General features: G+C 41.1%; 19 protein-coding genes. 6 read left to right on the top strand and 13 right to left on the bottom strand.

Annotated elements, in window-relative coordinates; genetic code table 11:
• Positions 1-166: 166 nt before the first annotated feature.
• The 5 genes from HYG89_RS15075 to rplM form a co-directional block, all read right to left on the bottom strand.
• Complete coding sequence (locus HYG89_RS15075) at positions 167-817, bottom strand: hypothetical protein (RefSeq protein WP_178868245.1); 651 nt, start codon at positions 815-817, stop codon at positions 167-169.
• Positions 818-833: 16 nt separating this feature from the next.
• The gene (locus tag HYG89_RS15070) at positions 834-1,262 is read right to left on the bottom strand and encodes a ClpXP protease specificity-enhancing factor (protein ID WP_168418859.1); all 429 of its coding nucleotides are present in this window, start codon (positions 1,260-1,262) and stop codon (positions 834-836) included.
• Between the two features lie 10 nt (positions 1,263-1,272).
• Complete coding sequence (locus HYG89_RS15065) at positions 1,273-1,926, bottom strand: glutathione S-transferase N-terminal domain-containing protein (RefSeq protein WP_178868243.1); 654 nt, start codon at positions 1,924-1,926, stop codon at positions 1,273-1,275.
• 250 nt (positions 1,927-2,176) lie between these two features.
• A complete protein-coding gene (rpsI, locus tag HYG89_RS15060; protein ID WP_004972483.1) occupies positions 2,177-2,563 on the bottom strand; it encodes a 30S ribosomal protein S9 in 387 nt (128 codons plus the stop codon).
• Between the two features lie 12 nt (positions 2,564-2,575).
• On the bottom strand, positions 2,576-3,004 hold the full coding sequence (gene rplM / locus HYG89_RS15055; protein ID WP_004909012.1) for a 50S ribosomal protein L13: 429 nt from the start codon (positions 3,002-3,004) through the stop codon (positions 2,576-2,578).
• A 265-nt stretch (positions 3,005-3,269) separates the two neighbouring features.
• Between rplM and HYG89_RS15050 the strand changes: the two genes are divergently transcribed.
• From HYG89_RS15050 to HYG89_RS15035, 4 genes are all read left to right on the top strand, one after another.
• Positions 3,270-3,680, top strand: coding sequence for a hypothetical protein (locus HYG89_RS15050; protein ID WP_178868241.1), 411 nt, complete (start codon positions 3,270-3,272; stop codon positions 3,678-3,680).
• A gap of 62 nt (positions 3,681-3,742) precedes the next feature.
• Complete coding sequence (gene pdxA, locus HYG89_RS15045) at positions 3,743-4,711, top strand: 4-hydroxythreonine-4-phosphate dehydrogenase PdxA (protein ID WP_178868239.1); 969 nt, start codon at positions 3,743-3,745, stop codon at positions 4,709-4,711.
• Positions 4,712-4,730: 19 nt separating this feature from the next.
• On the top strand, positions 4,731-5,543 hold the full coding sequence (gene rsmA / locus HYG89_RS15040) for a 16S rRNA (adenine(1518)-N(6)/adenine(1519)-N(6))-dimethyltransferase RsmA (RefSeq protein WP_004972477.1): 813 nt from the start codon (positions 4,731-4,733) through the stop codon (positions 5,541-5,543).
• Positions 5,543-6,391: a symmetrical bis(5'-nucleosyl)-tetraphosphatase gene (locus HYG89_RS15035; RefSeq protein WP_178868237.1), complete on the top strand. Its 849-nt coding sequence runs from the start codon at positions 5,543-5,545 to the stop codon at positions 6,389-6,391. The genes rsmA and HYG89_RS15035 overlap by 1 nt, the downstream gene beginning before the upstream one ends.
• Positions 6,392-6,474: 83 nt before the next feature.
• On the opposite strand, the gene HYG89_RS15030 is transcribed toward HYG89_RS15035, so the two are convergent.
• The 6 genes from HYG89_RS15030 to hflX all read right to left on the bottom strand — a co-directional run bounded on the left by HYG89_RS15030 (position 6,475) and on the right by hflX (position 10,644).
• Positions 6,475-6,927, bottom strand: coding sequence for a DUF2147 domain-containing protein (locus HYG89_RS15030; protein WP_004972473.1), 453 nt, complete (start codon positions 6,925-6,927; stop codon positions 6,475-6,477).
• 104 nt (positions 6,928-7,031) lie between these two features.
• Positions 7,032-7,478, bottom strand: a complete 447-nt coding sequence (locus HYG89_RS15025) for a DUF2147 domain-containing protein (RefSeq protein WP_178868236.1) — start codon at positions 7,476-7,478, stop codon at positions 7,032-7,034.
• 201 nt (positions 7,479-7,679) lie between these two features.
• Positions 7,680-8,126, bottom strand: coding sequence for a DUF2147 domain-containing protein (locus tag HYG89_RS15020; protein ID WP_104853073.1), 447 nt, complete (start codon positions 8,124-8,126; stop codon positions 7,680-7,682).
• 86 nt (positions 8,127-8,212) lie between these two features.
• Entirely contained in the window at positions 8,213-8,887 is a 675-nt protein-coding gene (locus HYG89_RS15015) for an LrgB family protein (protein WP_004972468.1), read from the bottom strand.
• Positions 8,888-8,896: 9 nt separating this feature from the next.
• A complete protein-coding gene (locus HYG89_RS15010; RefSeq protein ID WP_004972466.1) occupies positions 8,897-9,268 on the bottom strand; it encodes a hypothetical protein in 372 nt (123 codons plus the stop codon).
• A gap of 35 nt (positions 9,269-9,303) precedes the next feature.
• Entirely contained in the window at positions 9,304-10,644 is a 1,341-nt protein-coding gene (gene hflX, locus HYG89_RS15005) for a ribosome rescue GTPase HflX (RefSeq protein WP_178868234.1), read from the bottom strand.
• Positions 10,645-10,936: 292 nt separating this feature from the next.
• Between hflX and HYG89_RS15000 the strand changes: the two genes are divergently transcribed.
• Positions 10,937-11,755, top strand: coding sequence for a 1-acyl-sn-glycerol-3-phosphate acyltransferase (locus HYG89_RS15000; protein WP_096901584.1), 819 nt, complete (start codon positions 10,937-10,939; stop codon positions 11,753-11,755).
• 97 nt (positions 11,756-11,852) lie between these two features.
• Here HYG89_RS15000 and HYG89_RS14995 read toward each other — a convergent pair whose 3' ends face one another.
• A complete protein-coding gene (locus HYG89_RS14995) occupies positions 11,853-13,463 on the bottom strand; it encodes a phospholipase D family protein (protein ID WP_242439134.1) in 1,611 nt (536 codons plus the stop codon).
• A gap of 176 nt (positions 13,464-13,639) precedes the next feature.
• On the opposite strand from HYG89_RS14995, the gene HYG89_RS14990 reads away from it, so the two are divergent.
• Positions 13,640-14,650 carry a metallophosphoesterase gene (locus HYG89_RS14990; protein ID WP_178868232.1) on the top strand — a complete coding sequence of 337 codons (1,011 nt, stop codon included), beginning with the start codon at positions 13,640-13,642 and terminating at the stop codon, positions 14,648-14,650.
• Positions 14,651-14,775: 125 nt separating this feature from the next.
• Here the strand turns inward: HYG89_RS14990 and HYG89_RS14985 are convergent.
• A partial coding sequence (locus HYG89_RS14985) for a transposase domain-containing protein (protein ID WP_178867550.1) occupies positions 14,776-14,868 on the bottom strand: 93 nt, incomplete at its 5' end.

The raw sequence follows: 14,868 nt of genomic DNA, 5'->3' as shown, positions 1-14,868 counted from the left end.
CCATGTGAGAGTAAGTCATCGCCAGCTCATTATTCTAAACACCCTCAACAAATGTTGGGGGTGTTTTTTTATGTAGGAAAGAAAATATTAAAAACTATAAAAAGTGAAGGCAAAATAAAACCATCAGATGATGATGGTTTTATTACGGCTTAGATAGAAGATTGATTTAAGCGAATAATTGAGTAACGGAACACCATAGAATTGCTAAAATCGCAATCGCAACGATAGGTTCTAGTACTTTAGACCAAGTGGGTACAATTGCTTCTACAAGCTCAATATTTTGATGATCATCGTGGGTATGTTGTTGTACCATTTGATTAAACTCCTTCATTGATGCCTCTAATGATAGCTCTTCTTGAGGAATTGGTTTAGAACCTTTTAACTCTATTAGATCGTTTGTTGACCAAACCCAATCATCCGCTTGACCAGATAAATGTTCAATTTGACCTAGCAATAATTCACCTAGACCTTTATTGCCAAAATTACCGGTTTGATCCAATTGCTTGAGCTCTGTGAGTTGTAAGGCTAAGACTTCGCTAATATTCTGTTCAAGCTCAGTTTTGGAGAGAGGTGACTGATTGTGTGGAGATGTGGTGAGTCGACGTGCAATTTCCTGAATATATAATTCATCTTGATGATCAATTTCTTGATAAAGTTTTTGGTTGTCTTCTCGCCACAGACTGACCAGTTTGCCTAAGCTCAGCGCATTGATTTCTTGAATATATTGGTCGCGATCAACAGCATTATATTGTTTCAAAAGCGAGGGCTTTTGAAGTTTAATCTGCGCTGCAAAATATTGTACTAAATCAAAAGCCATTCACTACTCCATTGTTTTAATCTAATAATCTAAGGCTTGGTTTTTTCTTAGTTTGTTCGGGTTTTTCTTCAGTCTTTAATTCTAAAGCATCTTCATCATTTTGGATATGTTGATACTCGCTCGGATCAAAGAATAAGCCTTGTCCATTTTCTCGAGCGTAAATCCCCAGTACCGCATTCATTGGCACATATAAGTCGCGTGAAACACCACCAAAGCGTGCGGAGAATGTAATTGCATCATTGCTCATGTGTAAGGCGTGTACAGCATGTGGAACAATGTTTAATACGATCTGACCATCCTGCACAAATTGTTCAGGAACAAGCGTATTCGGCTGTGTAGCGTCTACCAATAAATGTGGCGTGAGTTGGTTGTCGCAAATCCAGTCATAAATTGCGCGAGCTAAATAGGGACGGGTCGGACTTAAGTTGATTTCAGATTCAGACATAATGTGCTCTTTAAGTATGAATTAAAAATTCCTGATAGCGGTTTTTTTCTTGCAAAGTCATTGCTTGAGTGAAGGCAGGGCGTGAAAAAATCCGCTGACAATACAGGAAAATTGGACGACAGTGTTGTTGAGGTAATTCTATGCCCATGGCTTTTAGCCGTATAAATAAGGATGCCAGCATGCAATCTAAAATACTGAAATTTTCTGACATGAAATAAGGATAATGCTGAAATAATGGTGTCAGTGAAATGAGTGTATCACGTAATTTTTTTTGTGCAGCGCGCTGTGTTGTGTAATCTAAGTTATCAGGATGACGTAGCATCTGATCGGCAAGTTTGAACCAGTCTTGTTCAAAGCGCCAAATATATTGTCTTTGTTCTGCACGTGGCATAGGTGCATCTGCATAGAGTTTATTTTGTCGATAACGATCATCCAGATATTCGGAAATAATCGCAGTATTAAAGAGTTTTAAATCGTTTTCTAGCAGCATTGGAAGTTGATTATACGGATTCAGGCTTGCAAGATCTTCATCTTCATAATCGACCAAAATCAGTTGATATTTGATTTGTTTTTCGGCCAGAACGTAACGAATCCAATGTGAGCGAAAGTCGTCCGCATGACTGTAGAGGGTAATGCCTTGTAAGGGTGCGTTCTCGACTGACATAATCCGAAATAAAACCAAATGAATAGAATAGGATACTAAACTTAGCCACTAAAATCACCCAGCAAAGCTGATAAAAGTGTATGAGATATTTGTTGATTGGTTTTCAATTTTTGGACTGTATTGAATTTTGATTTTTGGTATATGTGAATCCGAATTGTTTATCTGACTTAAAATGCTCAGCTCGTTGATTTGCATAAAAAAAAGCCTTGGAAAATCCAAGGCTTTTTTTGTGTCCGATTCGGTAAACGAATTAACGTTTAGAGAATTGTGGACGTTTACGAGCTTTACGTAAACCAAGTTTCTTACGTTCAACTTCACGAGCATCACGAGTAACGAAACCAGCTTGACGAAGAGCAGGTTTTAAAGTGTCGTCAGATGCGATCAATGCACGAGTAATACCGTGACGGATTGCACCAGCTTGACCACCAATACCACCACCAGCAACAGTGATGTAAAGGTCATATTTTTCAGTAGCTTCAAGAAGCTCTAATGGTTGACGTACGATCATACGAGCAGTTTCACGACCGAAATATTGCTCAAGAGTACGGTTGTTAATTACGAGTTTACCTGTACCAGCTGATAAGAAAACACGTGCAGTTGCGGTCTTACGGCGACCTGTACCATAGTTAGTAGCCATGTGCTGTATCCCTTAGATGTCCAAAACTTGTGGCTGTTGAGCTGTGTGAGGATGCTCAGCACCAGCGTACACTTTCATTTTCTTGATCATAGCATAACCAAGAGGACCTTTTGGCAACATGCCTTTTACAGCGCGTTGGAAGATTTCTTCTGGTTTGTGAGCAACTAATTTCTCGAAATTAGTTTCACGGATACCACCAGGGAAACCAGTGTGGCGATAGTATTTCTTGTCAAGTGATTTGTTACCAGTCACTTGAACTTGCTCAGCATTGATGACAACGATGTAGTCGCCAGTGTCAACGTGAGGAGTATAAGAAGTTTTGTGCTTACCGCGTAAACGACGAGCGATTTCTGTCGCAAGGCGACCTAGAGTTTTGCCAGAAGCATCAACAACGTACCAGTCGTGTTGAACTTCAGCTGGCTTAGCGCTGAGAGTTTTCATTAAACCACTACCTATTATAGTTGGTTTGGACTATGGAAGCTGTCCAAACAAAAAGGAGTCCGAATTCTACCTGAGAATGGGTAGAACTACAATGGAAAAGTCACATTTTAAGCGCTATATTTTATCAAGTTTGGTTATAAAAGCAAAATCACCTCTAGCGACCATTTCACGACAGTAAAAATCAGGTATTGATCTTCTTTATCTAGTGCTGTTTTAGCTTTTTCTGTATGGTCGCAGCTAATAATAATGATGAGGACGGATCACTATGTCTGATGATTTAGAACGCGTCGCTACAACGACAAAAGCATTAACGACAGAAGCATTAAAGCCGCAACCAAATAAACTGCTAAAATTTATAGCAGGTTTTTTCATCACATTGATTGGTCTGTATGAACTGGCATTTTTGTTGGTAGGTGCAGCTTATGGTACTGATGTATTTGATTTTATCTTAATCTATTCTGTATTTATGCACATGACCTTGCTCCCTTTTATGCTATATGGCATTGGAGGCTTCATCATCTTGAGTCTATCTGATCAAAACTATCGAGCAGTTATTCAGCAAGCGCCCAAAATACTATTTATAGGTTTGTTGTTATGCGCGGTCGTGATTGGCATTTCAGAGTGGGCGCATCAGATGGGCATCTTAGATAGCCGATTTAGATTAGATTGGAGATAAAACAATTTTGCTCAGGATGGCGCTATAATTCAGCTACACCTAGCTATAGTGGATGAAGCTGCATGCGCCCTTTATATGTCACCAGTGGTGAACCTGCAGGTATTGGACCTGATATTTGTTTAAGTCTGGCAAATCGACAAGATGAGCGTCCAATTGTTGTATTGGCAGATCATCAATTATTACAACAACGCACCGAAATTCTAAAGCAACAAGTCGAATTGATTGAATATTCAGGTCAGCAACAGCCTGCAGCGCTTGGGCAGTTATATGTTGAGCATGTGCCTTTGGCTGTAGATGTTGAGTTGGGGCATTTAAATGCACAAAATGCAGCTTACGTTTTGGAGCAATTACGTCGCTCAGCTTCTTATGCAATGACAGGTAAGAGTGTGGGCGTGGCGACAGCACCCGTGCAAAAATCTATTATTAATGAAGCTGGTATTTCTTTTAGTGGGCACACTGAATATTATCAGGAGTTTGCAGGTGTTGCGCGTGTGGTGATGATGTTAGCCACCAAAACCTTACGCGTTGCCTTGGCGACCACGCATTTACCTTTACGTGCCGTGGCAGATGCCATTACCAAAACACGTTTAGAACAAGTAATTGATATTTTGCTGCACGATCTAAAAAGCAAGTTTAAAATTGAACATCCTAAAGTATTGGTCTGTGGTTTGAACCCACATGCGGGCGAAGATGGTTATTTAGGCATGGAAGAAATTGAGGTGATTAATCCTGTGCTGCAAAATTACCGTAATCGCGGTGAAAATCTCAGTTTAAGTTTACCTGCAGATACTTTATTTACCCCAGAAAATTTAAAAGATGCCGATGCAGTTTTAGCGATGTATCACGATCAGGGTTTACCTGTGTTAAAATCTCAGGGCTTTGGTGAAGCAATCAATATTACTTTAGGCTTACCGTTTATTCGCACTTCAGTCGATCACGGCACAGCGCTCTCCCTCGCAGGTACGGGACTTGCGAAAAGTTCTAGCTTGCATGTTGCTGTCGATTTAGCGCTGGATTTAGCACGTTCATAATTTCAGCTTGGAAATCTTTATGTATCAAATTAATGCCCTAAACCCAAAAGATGAAGGGCATCAGGCTCGTAAACGCTTTGGTCAAAACTTTTTGCATGATCAACGCGTGATTGCCAAAATTGTCCGCTCAGTGAACCCACGTCCAGGCGATAATATTGTCGAGATTGGACCGGGTTTAGCGGCATTGACCTCACCTTTAATTGGTGAGTGTGATGCTTTGACTGTAGTGGAATTAGACCGTGATTTGGCCGCAGGCTTACCGGGACGTGTGCCACATCCTGAGCGTTTAACTATTGTAGAAAGTGACGCGCTGAAATATGACTTTACCGAGTTATTTCAGGAAGGGCGCCCGCTACGTGTGGTTGGAAACTTGCCGTATAACATTTCGACGCCGCTTTTGTTTCATCTCTTAGAGTTTGGTGACAAAGTTAAAGACATGCACTTTATGCTGCAAAAAGAAGTGGTAGATCGTATCACGGCTGAACCGAATACCAAAGAATATGGGCGTTTATCGGTGATGATGCAGTATTACTGTAAGCCAACGTTCTTGTTTGAAGTACCGCCTGGCGCATTTAATCCACCGCCTAAAGTGACTTCTGCAGTATTCCGTTTAGAGCCTTATGTGACTAAACCGATTATTGCCAAAGATGAAAAAGCATTGGCACGTTTGGTGGCGCATGTATTTACCCAACGTCGTAAAACATTGCGCAATAGCTTAAAAGGCATGTTGGCTGAAGATGCGTTTGAACGTGCAGGGGTAGACCCAATGGCACGTCCTGAAACTTTAAGTTTGAGTGCATTTGTCGCATTGGCAGATCAGATGGTGAATTAATGGCAGCAATTCGATACAACTATGTCATTGGTGATGTGCAGGGCTGCTTTGAAGCCTTAAAACTGTTATTAAAAGAAATACAGTTCGATCCCGATCAAGATTTTATTTGGTTTGCAGGCGATTTAGTCGCGCGGGGTGAAAACTCGGTAGGTGCTTTGCGTTTTATTAAAAAACTGGTAGATCGTGGCGTTGCAGCAACGGTGTTAGGCAATCACGATTTAACCTTGTTGGCAGGCGCACGTGGCTTAAAGAAAATCAAAGCACAAGACAACACTCGTGATGTGATTGATGCAATTGACAGTGATGATTTGATTGATTGGTTGCGTAAACAACCATTGTGTCTTTTTCCTAATGAAAACACCATTTTAACTCATGCAGGTATTCCACATATTTGGAATGCGGAACAAACCGCAGCTTTGGCAAAAGAAGTTGAGGCGGTGATTGGGCATGAGGACTTTGAGGTAGTGGATGCATTCTTAAAGGAAATGTATGGGGCAGAACCTGCAGTTTGGTCGGATGATTTAGAGGGGTATGCGCGTTTACGTTGTATTACCAACTATTTGACCCGTATGCGTTTAGCCAATGCACAGGGTGGTTTGGAATTCAGCTTTAAAGATGCCTTAGATGATCCGATGCCAGAAGGTTTTAAACCGTGGTTTGAATATCCATCTTTAGCTGCGCAAACACATCAAATCGTATTTGGTCATTGGGCAGCATTGCAGGGACAAACGGTAGCCGACAATATTCAAAATGTGGATGGCGGTTGTGTGTGGGGCAATCAGCTTGTGGCTTATCGTTTGGAAGATCAGCAATTGTTTGCAGTGGATAATCCGCTGGCAGAATGGTAATAACATTCATCTTTAAAATTTAAAAATGTGATGATGAAATGAAAATAGCCACCTATTGAGGTGGCTATTTTTTATCTTGAATTTTATTGAATTCGAATCCAAGTTTGACTGCGACCTAGTGTAGATACACCCATATAAGCACGTAAAGTTAAACGTTTACCTGTTGAGTTGAGGCGAATTTTTGCATCGTAAATACGACCTGCCAATGGATCAATTACGCGTCCTTTTTCGTAATTGTTGCTGTTTTTGACTTGTTGTAAGCCTTTTAAAATATCCATCCCTAAAATAGGTTGGTCGGTATAAGGCGCAGGGCATTTATTACAAAGTTCACGTGGGGTATAACCCGGACGCGGGGTTACTTTCACAATTTTACCCGTATAGGTTTGATTGGCTTCTTTACGAATTTCGATGACAGCTTTGGGTGAGCCTGTTTTATCATCAATTTGTTGCCAAGTTCCTGCTAAATCTTGTGCCATCGCCAAAGTGCTTAGACTGCCGAAGATGACGGCTATTCCTAAAGCCAATTTCTGAATCATTTTATTTCCCTTACTCGGTCTTTGCGGCTAGTCTAATCTGTGAATTAACGGACACAAAGTCCCGAGTATCCAGAAAAAATGACCGATGAGACACAATTACTCGCTTATTGTTGGCGAATCCACGTTTGTGTCCGACCAATGGCTGAAATTCCGACGTAACCACGTAAAGTGAGACGTTTATTATTAGATGCTAAACGACCTTTCAGGCTATACATTTTGCCTGTAAGTGGATCTAAAATACGCCCATCGGCATAGTTGTTATTTTCCACATGCTTTAAGCCACTAATAATTTCCAAACCGACCAAAGGTTTGTTGGTATAAGGTGCAGGGCAATTCACACACATAGTTTTTGGGGTATAGCCCGATCTTGGTGTGACTTTGATAATTTTACCAGTAAAGCTGCCATTTTCAGCTTGGGTAATTTCAATCAGGGCTTTGGGTGAACCTGTTTTGTCATCAATACTTTGCCAGATACCTGTTAGGTCTGCAGCAAATGCTGAACCACTGAAGATTAAGCTTGCAAATACACCCATCAATACATTTTTCTTCATATCAGTTCCTTTGATTGTCGAAATTTATTACAGAGGTTAATTCAAGATATAAAGCGAGTTGTGGTAAGAGTCAAGAGATTTGAGGAAATTTTTAATCTTAAACTTGCAGGGAAAATGCTGGAAAAGATGTGAAAAATGCCACGAACGTGTGGCATTTTAAGTGAAAAGTGAATTAATTAAGTTGATGGAATAACTTATAAATTAATCACTTTTAATCCAAGTTTGGCTGCGACCTAAAGCCGATACACCGACATAACCGCGCATGGTCAAACGCTTACCATTATTGCTCAATTTGGCTTTGGTGCTGTAAATATTGCCGCTTAAAGGGTCAATAATTTTCCCGCCTGTGAAATTGGAATTACCTGTATATTTTAAGCCAGTGAGTACATCCATACCTAAAATCGGTTGGTTGGTATAAGGCGCAGGGCAGTTGACACAGGTTTCTCTTGGTGTGTAACCTGGGCGTGGCGTCACTTTAACGATTTTAGCGGTATAGCTACCATTGCTTTCCTGACGAATTTCTAAAATGGCTTTAGATGAACCCGTTTTATCGTCAATGTTTTTCCAAGTTCCTGTAATATCTTGAGCCAGCGCAAAACTACCTAAGGCTGAGCAGATTAAGGCAACGGTGAGTTTCATCTTGACCATGTTCAATGTTCCTTCATTTCGCAAACTGGATATTTCATAATAAAAAGAAAGTGAAATGGTCACAATCTTTAAAAGTGATTGCTCAGTCACATTCTTTGTAAATACAGTATAAATGTTGGCAGCCAAACTGCGGTAAAGACTGCATTGACTGCCATGCCAAAGGCAGCATAACGTCCTGCAACACTGCCACGTTGCCATGCTTGAGCAGTACCAATGGCATGTGCAGCTAAGCCAAGTGCCAAACCTGAAGCACGTTCATCATTGATATGCCTTAAAATAAGTGGTGAAAAAGCAGCACCCACGACACCTGATAAAATCACAATTAATACTGCCAATTGAATCGGTGCTTCTAATAAGGTTGCGATATTAATCGCAATCGGCGTGGTCACTGCACGGGTGGCAAATGCCATAATATCGGCACTGGACATATGTAGCGCATAAGCAAGCCCCATCGGCAGCGCCACAGCACTAAGACTGGCAAAGAACAAAATACCTAAAATCGCTTTGAGGGGTAAATCGTCATAACGCATGGCTGCTAGAGGAATGGCGAGTGCAACTGTCACATAGCCCAATAATTGATTAAACAAAGGGTTGGTTTGTGCGACGTAAGTTTCGTATGGAATCCCGAAAAAATACAACAGTAGCAACACAAAACACATGCCAAAGACAATCACAGGGATTTGCGGGACTTTTTGGTTGCAAGGTTTTGCCAGTAAATATGCAACGAGAGTGATTAAAAAACCATATAGAATTGACAGCATTTTAATCTCCTAAAGCCAGCGTTTTGCCATTTTGGCATACAGCCAAAGCGGGATCAGCGTACTGATAAACAACACAATTAAGAAGATTGGAATTTGTTTGCCCATGTGCGTGAGCATAATTAATGAACCCGCGCTGATGGGTAAAAAGGCAAAGGCACTTTCTTTCATGATTTTGTTGTTGGTATCGACCAGACGAGCAGGAATTTTACTGAGTTTGCGCCATGTAAATAATACCGCCAGCAGGCTGAGCAAACCGACTAAATTGCCTAATTCTGGGTGATTAAATTGGGTCATGATCCATACAGAGGCTTCACGAAACACAATAATCAAAAGGAGTGTGCCGATCCATGCTGGCCAATCGATATGTTTTATCCTGCTCATTTTTGATCTTTCATTAAAATTTTACTTATCACGTTTTAACCGATCTGATCGTCAATTTCAAATGCTTCAAGCGGACGTTTAAATTGTTCTGCCTGTGCACCTAAAATTTCGTCTATCGGTAAATGTGCCTGTTTAATCAGTTGTTCCAGTTTATGTGGTGCCATGCTGACTTGTAGATGTAATTGACCTTCATCATCGTACTGTTCTGCCTGAATGACATTGAGCGCATACAGTTGATTGCGCAGTTTGCCATAAGCAGGTTGTAATTTAAGATCAAACTTTTGAATTTGCCCCATCAAACATTCATGTACGGCTTGTTTTAACAAGTCTAAACCTTGCCCTGAATATGTCGATACATAGACACGGTCAGGTTGATGCGGTTTTTCATAGATAATTTTGGCTGTTTCGCCTGAGACATCAATTTTATTGTAAACCCGCAAAATAGGTACATCTGCGCCAATTTCTTTTAGCACACCTTCGACTGCTTCAATTTGTTCCAACACATCGGGGCTGCTTGAATCAATCACATGCAGCAATAAACTGGCTTCTAAGGTTTCTTCCAATGTGGCTTTAAAAGATTCCACCAGTGAGTGAGAAAGGTTGCGTACAAAACCCACGGTATCTGCGAGGACTAAGCGACCAATACCATCCCATTCTAGGCGGCGTAGGGTGGGGTCAAGGGTTGCAAACAGTTGGTCTGCCGCATAGACATCACTTTGCGCCAAAATATTAAATAGAGTAGATTTTCCTGCATTGGTATAGCCTACCAGCGACACGGTAGGAATAGCGGCTTTTTGTCGTGCTACTCTGCCTTGTGCACGGGTTTGACGGACTTTATTGAGTTTGGTTTTTAGTTGTCCCATGCGAATACGCAATAAGCGTCGGTCAGTTTCAAGCAAGGTTTCCCCAGGACCACGTAAGCCGATACCACCTTTTTGACTGTCTAAGTTGCTGCGACTACGCACCAAACGTGAAGATAAATGTTGTAATTGTGCCAATTCGACCTGTAATTTACCTTCGTAAGTGCGGGCGCGTTGAGCAAAAATATCTAAAATGAGTTCGGTACGGTCAACCACACGGCATTGCATCACTTTTTCTAAATTACGTGCCTGTGCAGGACTGAGTGCATGATCAAAAATGACCAAATTGGCGTCGTGTTCTTTGACCAATGCGGCAATTTCTTCGGCTTTGCCTGAGCCAATAAAGAGTTTGGCATCGGGTTTACTACGTTGAGTGTGGACGTGTTGTAAAACTTCTGCACCCGCAGATTCAGCCAAGAGCTGAAATTCTTCGGCATCTAGGTCTTCTAAAATTTGGACAGCGACACTGACCAGTACAACACGCTCGCCATCTTGATGTGGCACAAAATTTTCCACTCAGCGCAATCTCCATGCTAAAGCTATATTCTAGTAGAAAAAATGTTTGTGCAGGGAAATAGATGATTGGATTTTTCCTGCGCCCTGATTTGATGCTATATCAACGTATGTAAACTCAATTATAAGGATGACCCCAATATAGAATTTATCTATTTAGATTTTGCCAAAAGTCGCATGTTTGCATGCAGGTTTCGGTTTTTATTATCAATGCAAGTTCAGATTGAACAGTATAGAATGAGCAAAATATAGACCTTTATACGTTGTTTTGCGTTTAACAATTAGTGATGACCCTATGAACCCAGCTGTTGAAACTCACACATCTCCAATTCATGGTTTTGCAAAGCTTGCTTTGTATAGCAAAAAAGTTCTGGCAACGGCTGGCGCGATTGGTGAAGGGTTCTATTTGGTCTATCGTCATCAATTGTATAAAGACACCAACAATCCGAACAATACGCGCTATGTGCAATATTTTTGCCGTCAATTGTGCAAAGTTTTTAATATTGAAGTGCAAATTCATGGTGAAATTCCGCATGACCCTGCGCTATGGGTCAGTAATCATATTTCGTGGTTAGATGTAGCGGTATTGGGTTCTAGTGCGCGGGTATTTTTTCTGGCCAAAGCTGAAATTGAAAAATGGCCGTTATTGGGTAAGTTAGCCAAAGGTGGGGGGACGCTATTTATTAAGCGTGGCTCTGGCGATTCAGTCAAAATTCGTGAACAAATCACGCAATTTTTAAAACAAGATATTCCTGTATTATTTTTTCCTGAAGCGACCACGTCAGATGGAAGCAAAATTAAAAAAGTGCATGGTCGTATTTTAGGGGCAGCAATTGAAGCCAAACGACCTGTGCAAATTTGTCTGATTTGTTATGTGAATCAGCAAGGTGAGTTAGATACTGTTGCGCCGTTTATTAATGACATGACCTTTGTTGATCATGTGAAAGATGTTTTGGAAATGCCGAAAGTGACAGCGCATTTAATGGCGTTACCTGCAATTGTGGTAGAAGGGCACGATATTGAATCTTTAACTGCTGTGGTACAGGAACGCATGACAGAAGGTTTGGCTGAGTTGCATCGTCAGGTATTAAAACCACAAGTGCTGACATCATAAAACATGCTTAGGCGCATCTTCATGTTAAAGATAGCCTAAGCACATCACATTTTTTTAAGAATAATGGTCATCATCCAACAGCTTCAATATTATGTTGCTACATAAAGCCTTCAATTGGCAGCCATGAGGTAATTTTCATTGCCGCACGTTGATACCATTTCATCCCTGGTTCTTTTTTCAGAATTTGAGTTTCGCCTTGTGGATTTTTCATCTGCCATTGAATGTTTTGCTGTGCATCCAAAACCAGTTTATAAGCATATTTGGACAAATTGACATCCATGGTGTGGTGAACTGCGCGAGCCAATGGCGGACTGTTTAAAATCACCCCAATTTCAGTATTTAAATATGCCGAGCGTGGGTCAAAATTAAACGAACCAATAAATACCTGTTTTTCATCCAATGCCATGAGTTTGGCATGTAAACTAGAACGGCTTAAACCTTTCATACTGACTTTGGCTTTTTTGGAAATTTCGTGCGTATGTGTGTTTAGGTTTTCCATTTCAGGTCGCGCCAAAAACTCATACAGCTGCACGTTATTTGCCAATAAATCTTCTCGATATTTGGCGTAAAAAGCATGCACCACAGGAACATCGTTGGCTTTAAAGGAGTTGGTCAGTACGCGTACCTGAACGCCATCATCCGCCAAGTCTTTTAGTTTTTCTGCCCCCGATTGTTCAGGGACAAAATACGCAGAAATAATATCGACACTACTGCTTGGCTTCTCTAAATGCGTCAGCAATTGAAAGTTGAGATGTTCTTCTTTTGAGGCGCGGTCTTTAATTTTACTCGGCGCATCTTTGACCACTTCAGCACTGACCCAATCGAACTTAATACTATGCGTCATCCACTGTTCAATCGCTTTAGAACGAGTCACCAAATCTAAATAATTTTGTACGGTGGCTTCTTGATCGTGCTGTTCTAATTGCTGTTTTAAGCTTTCATAACGCAAGGTGTAATGTTGTGGATTGACCAATTGCTTGACTGAATAAGCATAGTCATCATTCCAGTATTCATCAAAAGAGTGAATAATCTCATCCGAAGCCGAGCCGACTAACATCACATCGACATCAGAAAATTGATAATTGTCGCTGACGTTATAGTATTGATTGCTCATATTGCGCCCACCAATCAGAGAAATTTGGTTATCGGCAATAAAGCTTTTGTTGTGCATACGACGGTTAATACGCTTCAAATCCAAAATCATGTCCATGGCACGATAATGTCGAAAGCGATATGGATTATACAGTTTGATGTCGATGTTGACGTGTTGATCGAGCGCGAGATAAATGCCTTCCATTTTTTTGGCATTGTTATCATCGACCAATAAGCGGACTTTCACCCCACGATCTGCCGCACGAATAATGGCGTGTAGTGCAAGCGCGCCAATTTTATCGTTATCCCAAATATAATATTGTAAATCTAAAGATTTTTCTGCTTTATTAATCAGATAGATACGTGCTGCTAGGGCTTCGAGCGGATCATATAGGACATGATAACCCGTAAGCTGCGGATATTTTTCGCGTAGCGGCAGTACAATTTTGGCCAAACTGGTTTGATCGGTTGGGGTTTCAAACGCCATCTGGATCGGATGTTCAATCTGTTTGGGCAGCGTGCTACAGCCTGAGAGTGTCAAAACGAAGGCGCAACTCAGCCACAAGACGTTGTGCCGAATATTTTGAAATGGAGCGGATGAGCTGCGGTTTGCCAAATTAAATTCCTTTTTAGCACGAGGAGCAAATAAGTTAAAAATAGGGTTTGAGTATAATTGTCAGCTATGAAAAGATAAATATGACAATACAGATATATGACGTGTGTGGGTTAAATGCGACATCTGGGTTTAGCGCAGCATTGAATAGCAGAAGTATGAAGTAATAGAGAATAAATATGTGGGATAACGATTCAGTCGTGTTGTATTTCTATATGGCTATGGCAATTTTGGCGCTGTGGGCAGTTTCGCAAGCATGGCGCAGTCAGGCCAATACAGAAACCATTCACCCGTTTAAGGCCTTTGTGCATTTGTTGGCATTTTATTTGTCTTACCTGTTGCCGCCTTTGGTTTTTTTTAGTGTCTATGCGGGTATTCAGGGCTATTACTCCATCCACGAAGCGATTTTTGTATTTTTAGTCAGTGCTGTGTTGAGCTATGCGCGTTTTATTGAACCGCATTTGATTCAAGTCAAAACTACCAAATATCAAATTCATGCAGATCGCCGTTTATTAAAGCCTGTCAAAATTGCTTTAATTGCAGATTTACATATTGGCTTGTTTTCTGGGCATGAGCGTCAATTGAAGCAAATTGTGAAAAAACTCAATTTGCAAAACCCCGATATTGTCGTTGTAGCAGGCGACTGGACTTATGAGCCTGAAAATAAATTGGTCGAAGAATTGGCGGTATTAAAAGAAATTTGTGCGCCTGTATATTCGGTAAATGGTAATCATGATGAGCAGTATCCTGGCCCGCCCATTCAAGAGCTGTTAAAAACGGCTTTAGAACAAAATAACGTGATTGATATTGAAGGTAGAATTGTCGAGTTTGATGAGTTTCGTTTGCTCGGTATTGGCGATTTATGGGCAGGTAAAACCGACATGCGCTATATGCCCGATTTACCTCAGGATAAGCCGTGGGTGTTGTTATCACATAACCCTGATACAGTGGATATGGTACCAAAACTGCCGACACGTCCGTTGATGTTGGCAGGGCATACCCATGGTGGGCAGGTTGAACTGCCGTGGCTGACCGATTATGTGATGAAAAAAGTATCCATTTTAGGGCATAAAAAAGGTTTATATCGCCATGATCATGCCGATGTATTTGTGACTGTAGGGACAGGAATGGTCGGTGTTCCTTTTCGTTTTGGTGTGCCGCCCACGATTGATATTATTGAATTATTGTAAGCACCGTCACCATCGCCTACATGAAAAAAACCAGCCGAGGCTGGTTTTTTGATGCAATTTTTGCGCTTAAATTTGATTGTTTACATCATCATGCGTAAGCGTCCGCTGAACCCCATGCCTATTTTTTAATTCGGTTCCGGTTTCCAGCGGTGTGGTAGCAATTCTTCAATCTGAGTCACTTTATGTGTCGGCAACCTTTTCAGCACATCACTTAAATA

Source organism: Acinetobacter sp. SwsAc5 (assembly GCF_013391485.1).
GTDB lineage: Bacteria > Pseudomonadota > Gammaproteobacteria > Pseudomonadales > Moraxellaceae > Acinetobacter > Acinetobacter towneri.
The sequence above is the reverse complement of the archived record's forward strand: the minus strand, read 5'-3'. Positions and strand labels throughout refer to the sequence as shown.

Excerpts from the sequence above, each read along its gene's own strand:
- HYG89_RS15075 (WP_178868245.1), bottom strand. The coding sequence starts at position 817 with ATGGCTTTTGATTTAGTACAATATTTTGCAGCGCAGATTAAACTTCAA.
- HYG89_RS15070 (WP_168418859.1), bottom strand. The coding sequence starts at position 1,262 with ATGTCTGAATCTGAAATCAACTTAAGTCCGACCCGTCCCTATTTAGCT.
- HYG89_RS15065 (WP_178868243.1), bottom strand. The coding sequence starts at position 1,926 with ATGTCAGTCGAGAACGCACCCTTACAAGGCATTACCCTCTACAGTCAT.
- rpsI (WP_004972483.1), bottom strand. The coding sequence starts at position 2,563 with ATGGCTACTAACTATGGTACAGGTCGCCGTAAGACCGCAACTGCACGT.
- rplM (WP_004909012.1), bottom strand. The coding sequence starts at position 3,004 with ATGAAAACTCTCAGCGCTAAGCCAGCTGAAGTTCAACACGACTGGTAC.
- HYG89_RS15050 (WP_178868241.1), top strand. The coding sequence starts at position 3,270 with ATGTCTGATGATTTAGAACGCGTCGCTACAACGACAAAAGCATTAACG.
- pdxA (WP_178868239.1), top strand. The coding sequence starts at position 3,743 with ATGCGCCCTTTATATGTCACCAGTGGTGAACCTGCAGGTATTGGACCT.
- rsmA (WP_004972477.1), top strand. The coding sequence starts at position 4,731 with ATGTATCAAATTAATGCCCTAAACCCAAAAGATGAAGGGCATCAGGCT.
- HYG89_RS15035 (WP_178868237.1), top strand. The coding sequence starts at position 5,543 with ATGGCAGCAATTCGATACAACTATGTCATTGGTGATGTGCAGGGCTGC.
- HYG89_RS15030 (WP_004972473.1), bottom strand. The coding sequence starts at position 6,927 with ATGATTCAGAAATTGGCTTTAGGAATAGCCGTCATCTTCGGCAGTCTA.
- HYG89_RS15025 (WP_178868236.1), bottom strand. The coding sequence starts at position 7,478 with ATGAAGAAAAATGTATTGATGGGTGTATTTGCAAGCTTAATCTTCAGT.
- HYG89_RS15020 (WP_104853073.1), bottom strand. The coding sequence starts at position 8,126 with ATGGTCAAGATGAAACTCACCGTTGCCTTAATCTGCTCAGCCTTAGGT.
- HYG89_RS15015 (WP_004972468.1), bottom strand. The coding sequence starts at position 8,887 with ATGCTGTCAATTCTATATGGTTTTTTAATCACTCTCGTTGCATATTTA.
- HYG89_RS15010 (WP_004972466.1), bottom strand. The coding sequence starts at position 9,268 with ATGAGCAGGATAAAACATATCGATTGGCCAGCATGGATCGGCACACTC.
- HYG89_RS15000 (WP_096901584.1), top strand. The coding sequence starts at position 10,937 with ATGAACCCAGCTGTTGAAACTCACACATCTCCAATTCATGGTTTTGCA.
- HYG89_RS14990 (WP_178868232.1), top strand. The coding sequence starts at position 13,640 with ATGTGGGATAACGATTCAGTCGTGTTGTATTTCTATATGGCTATGGCA.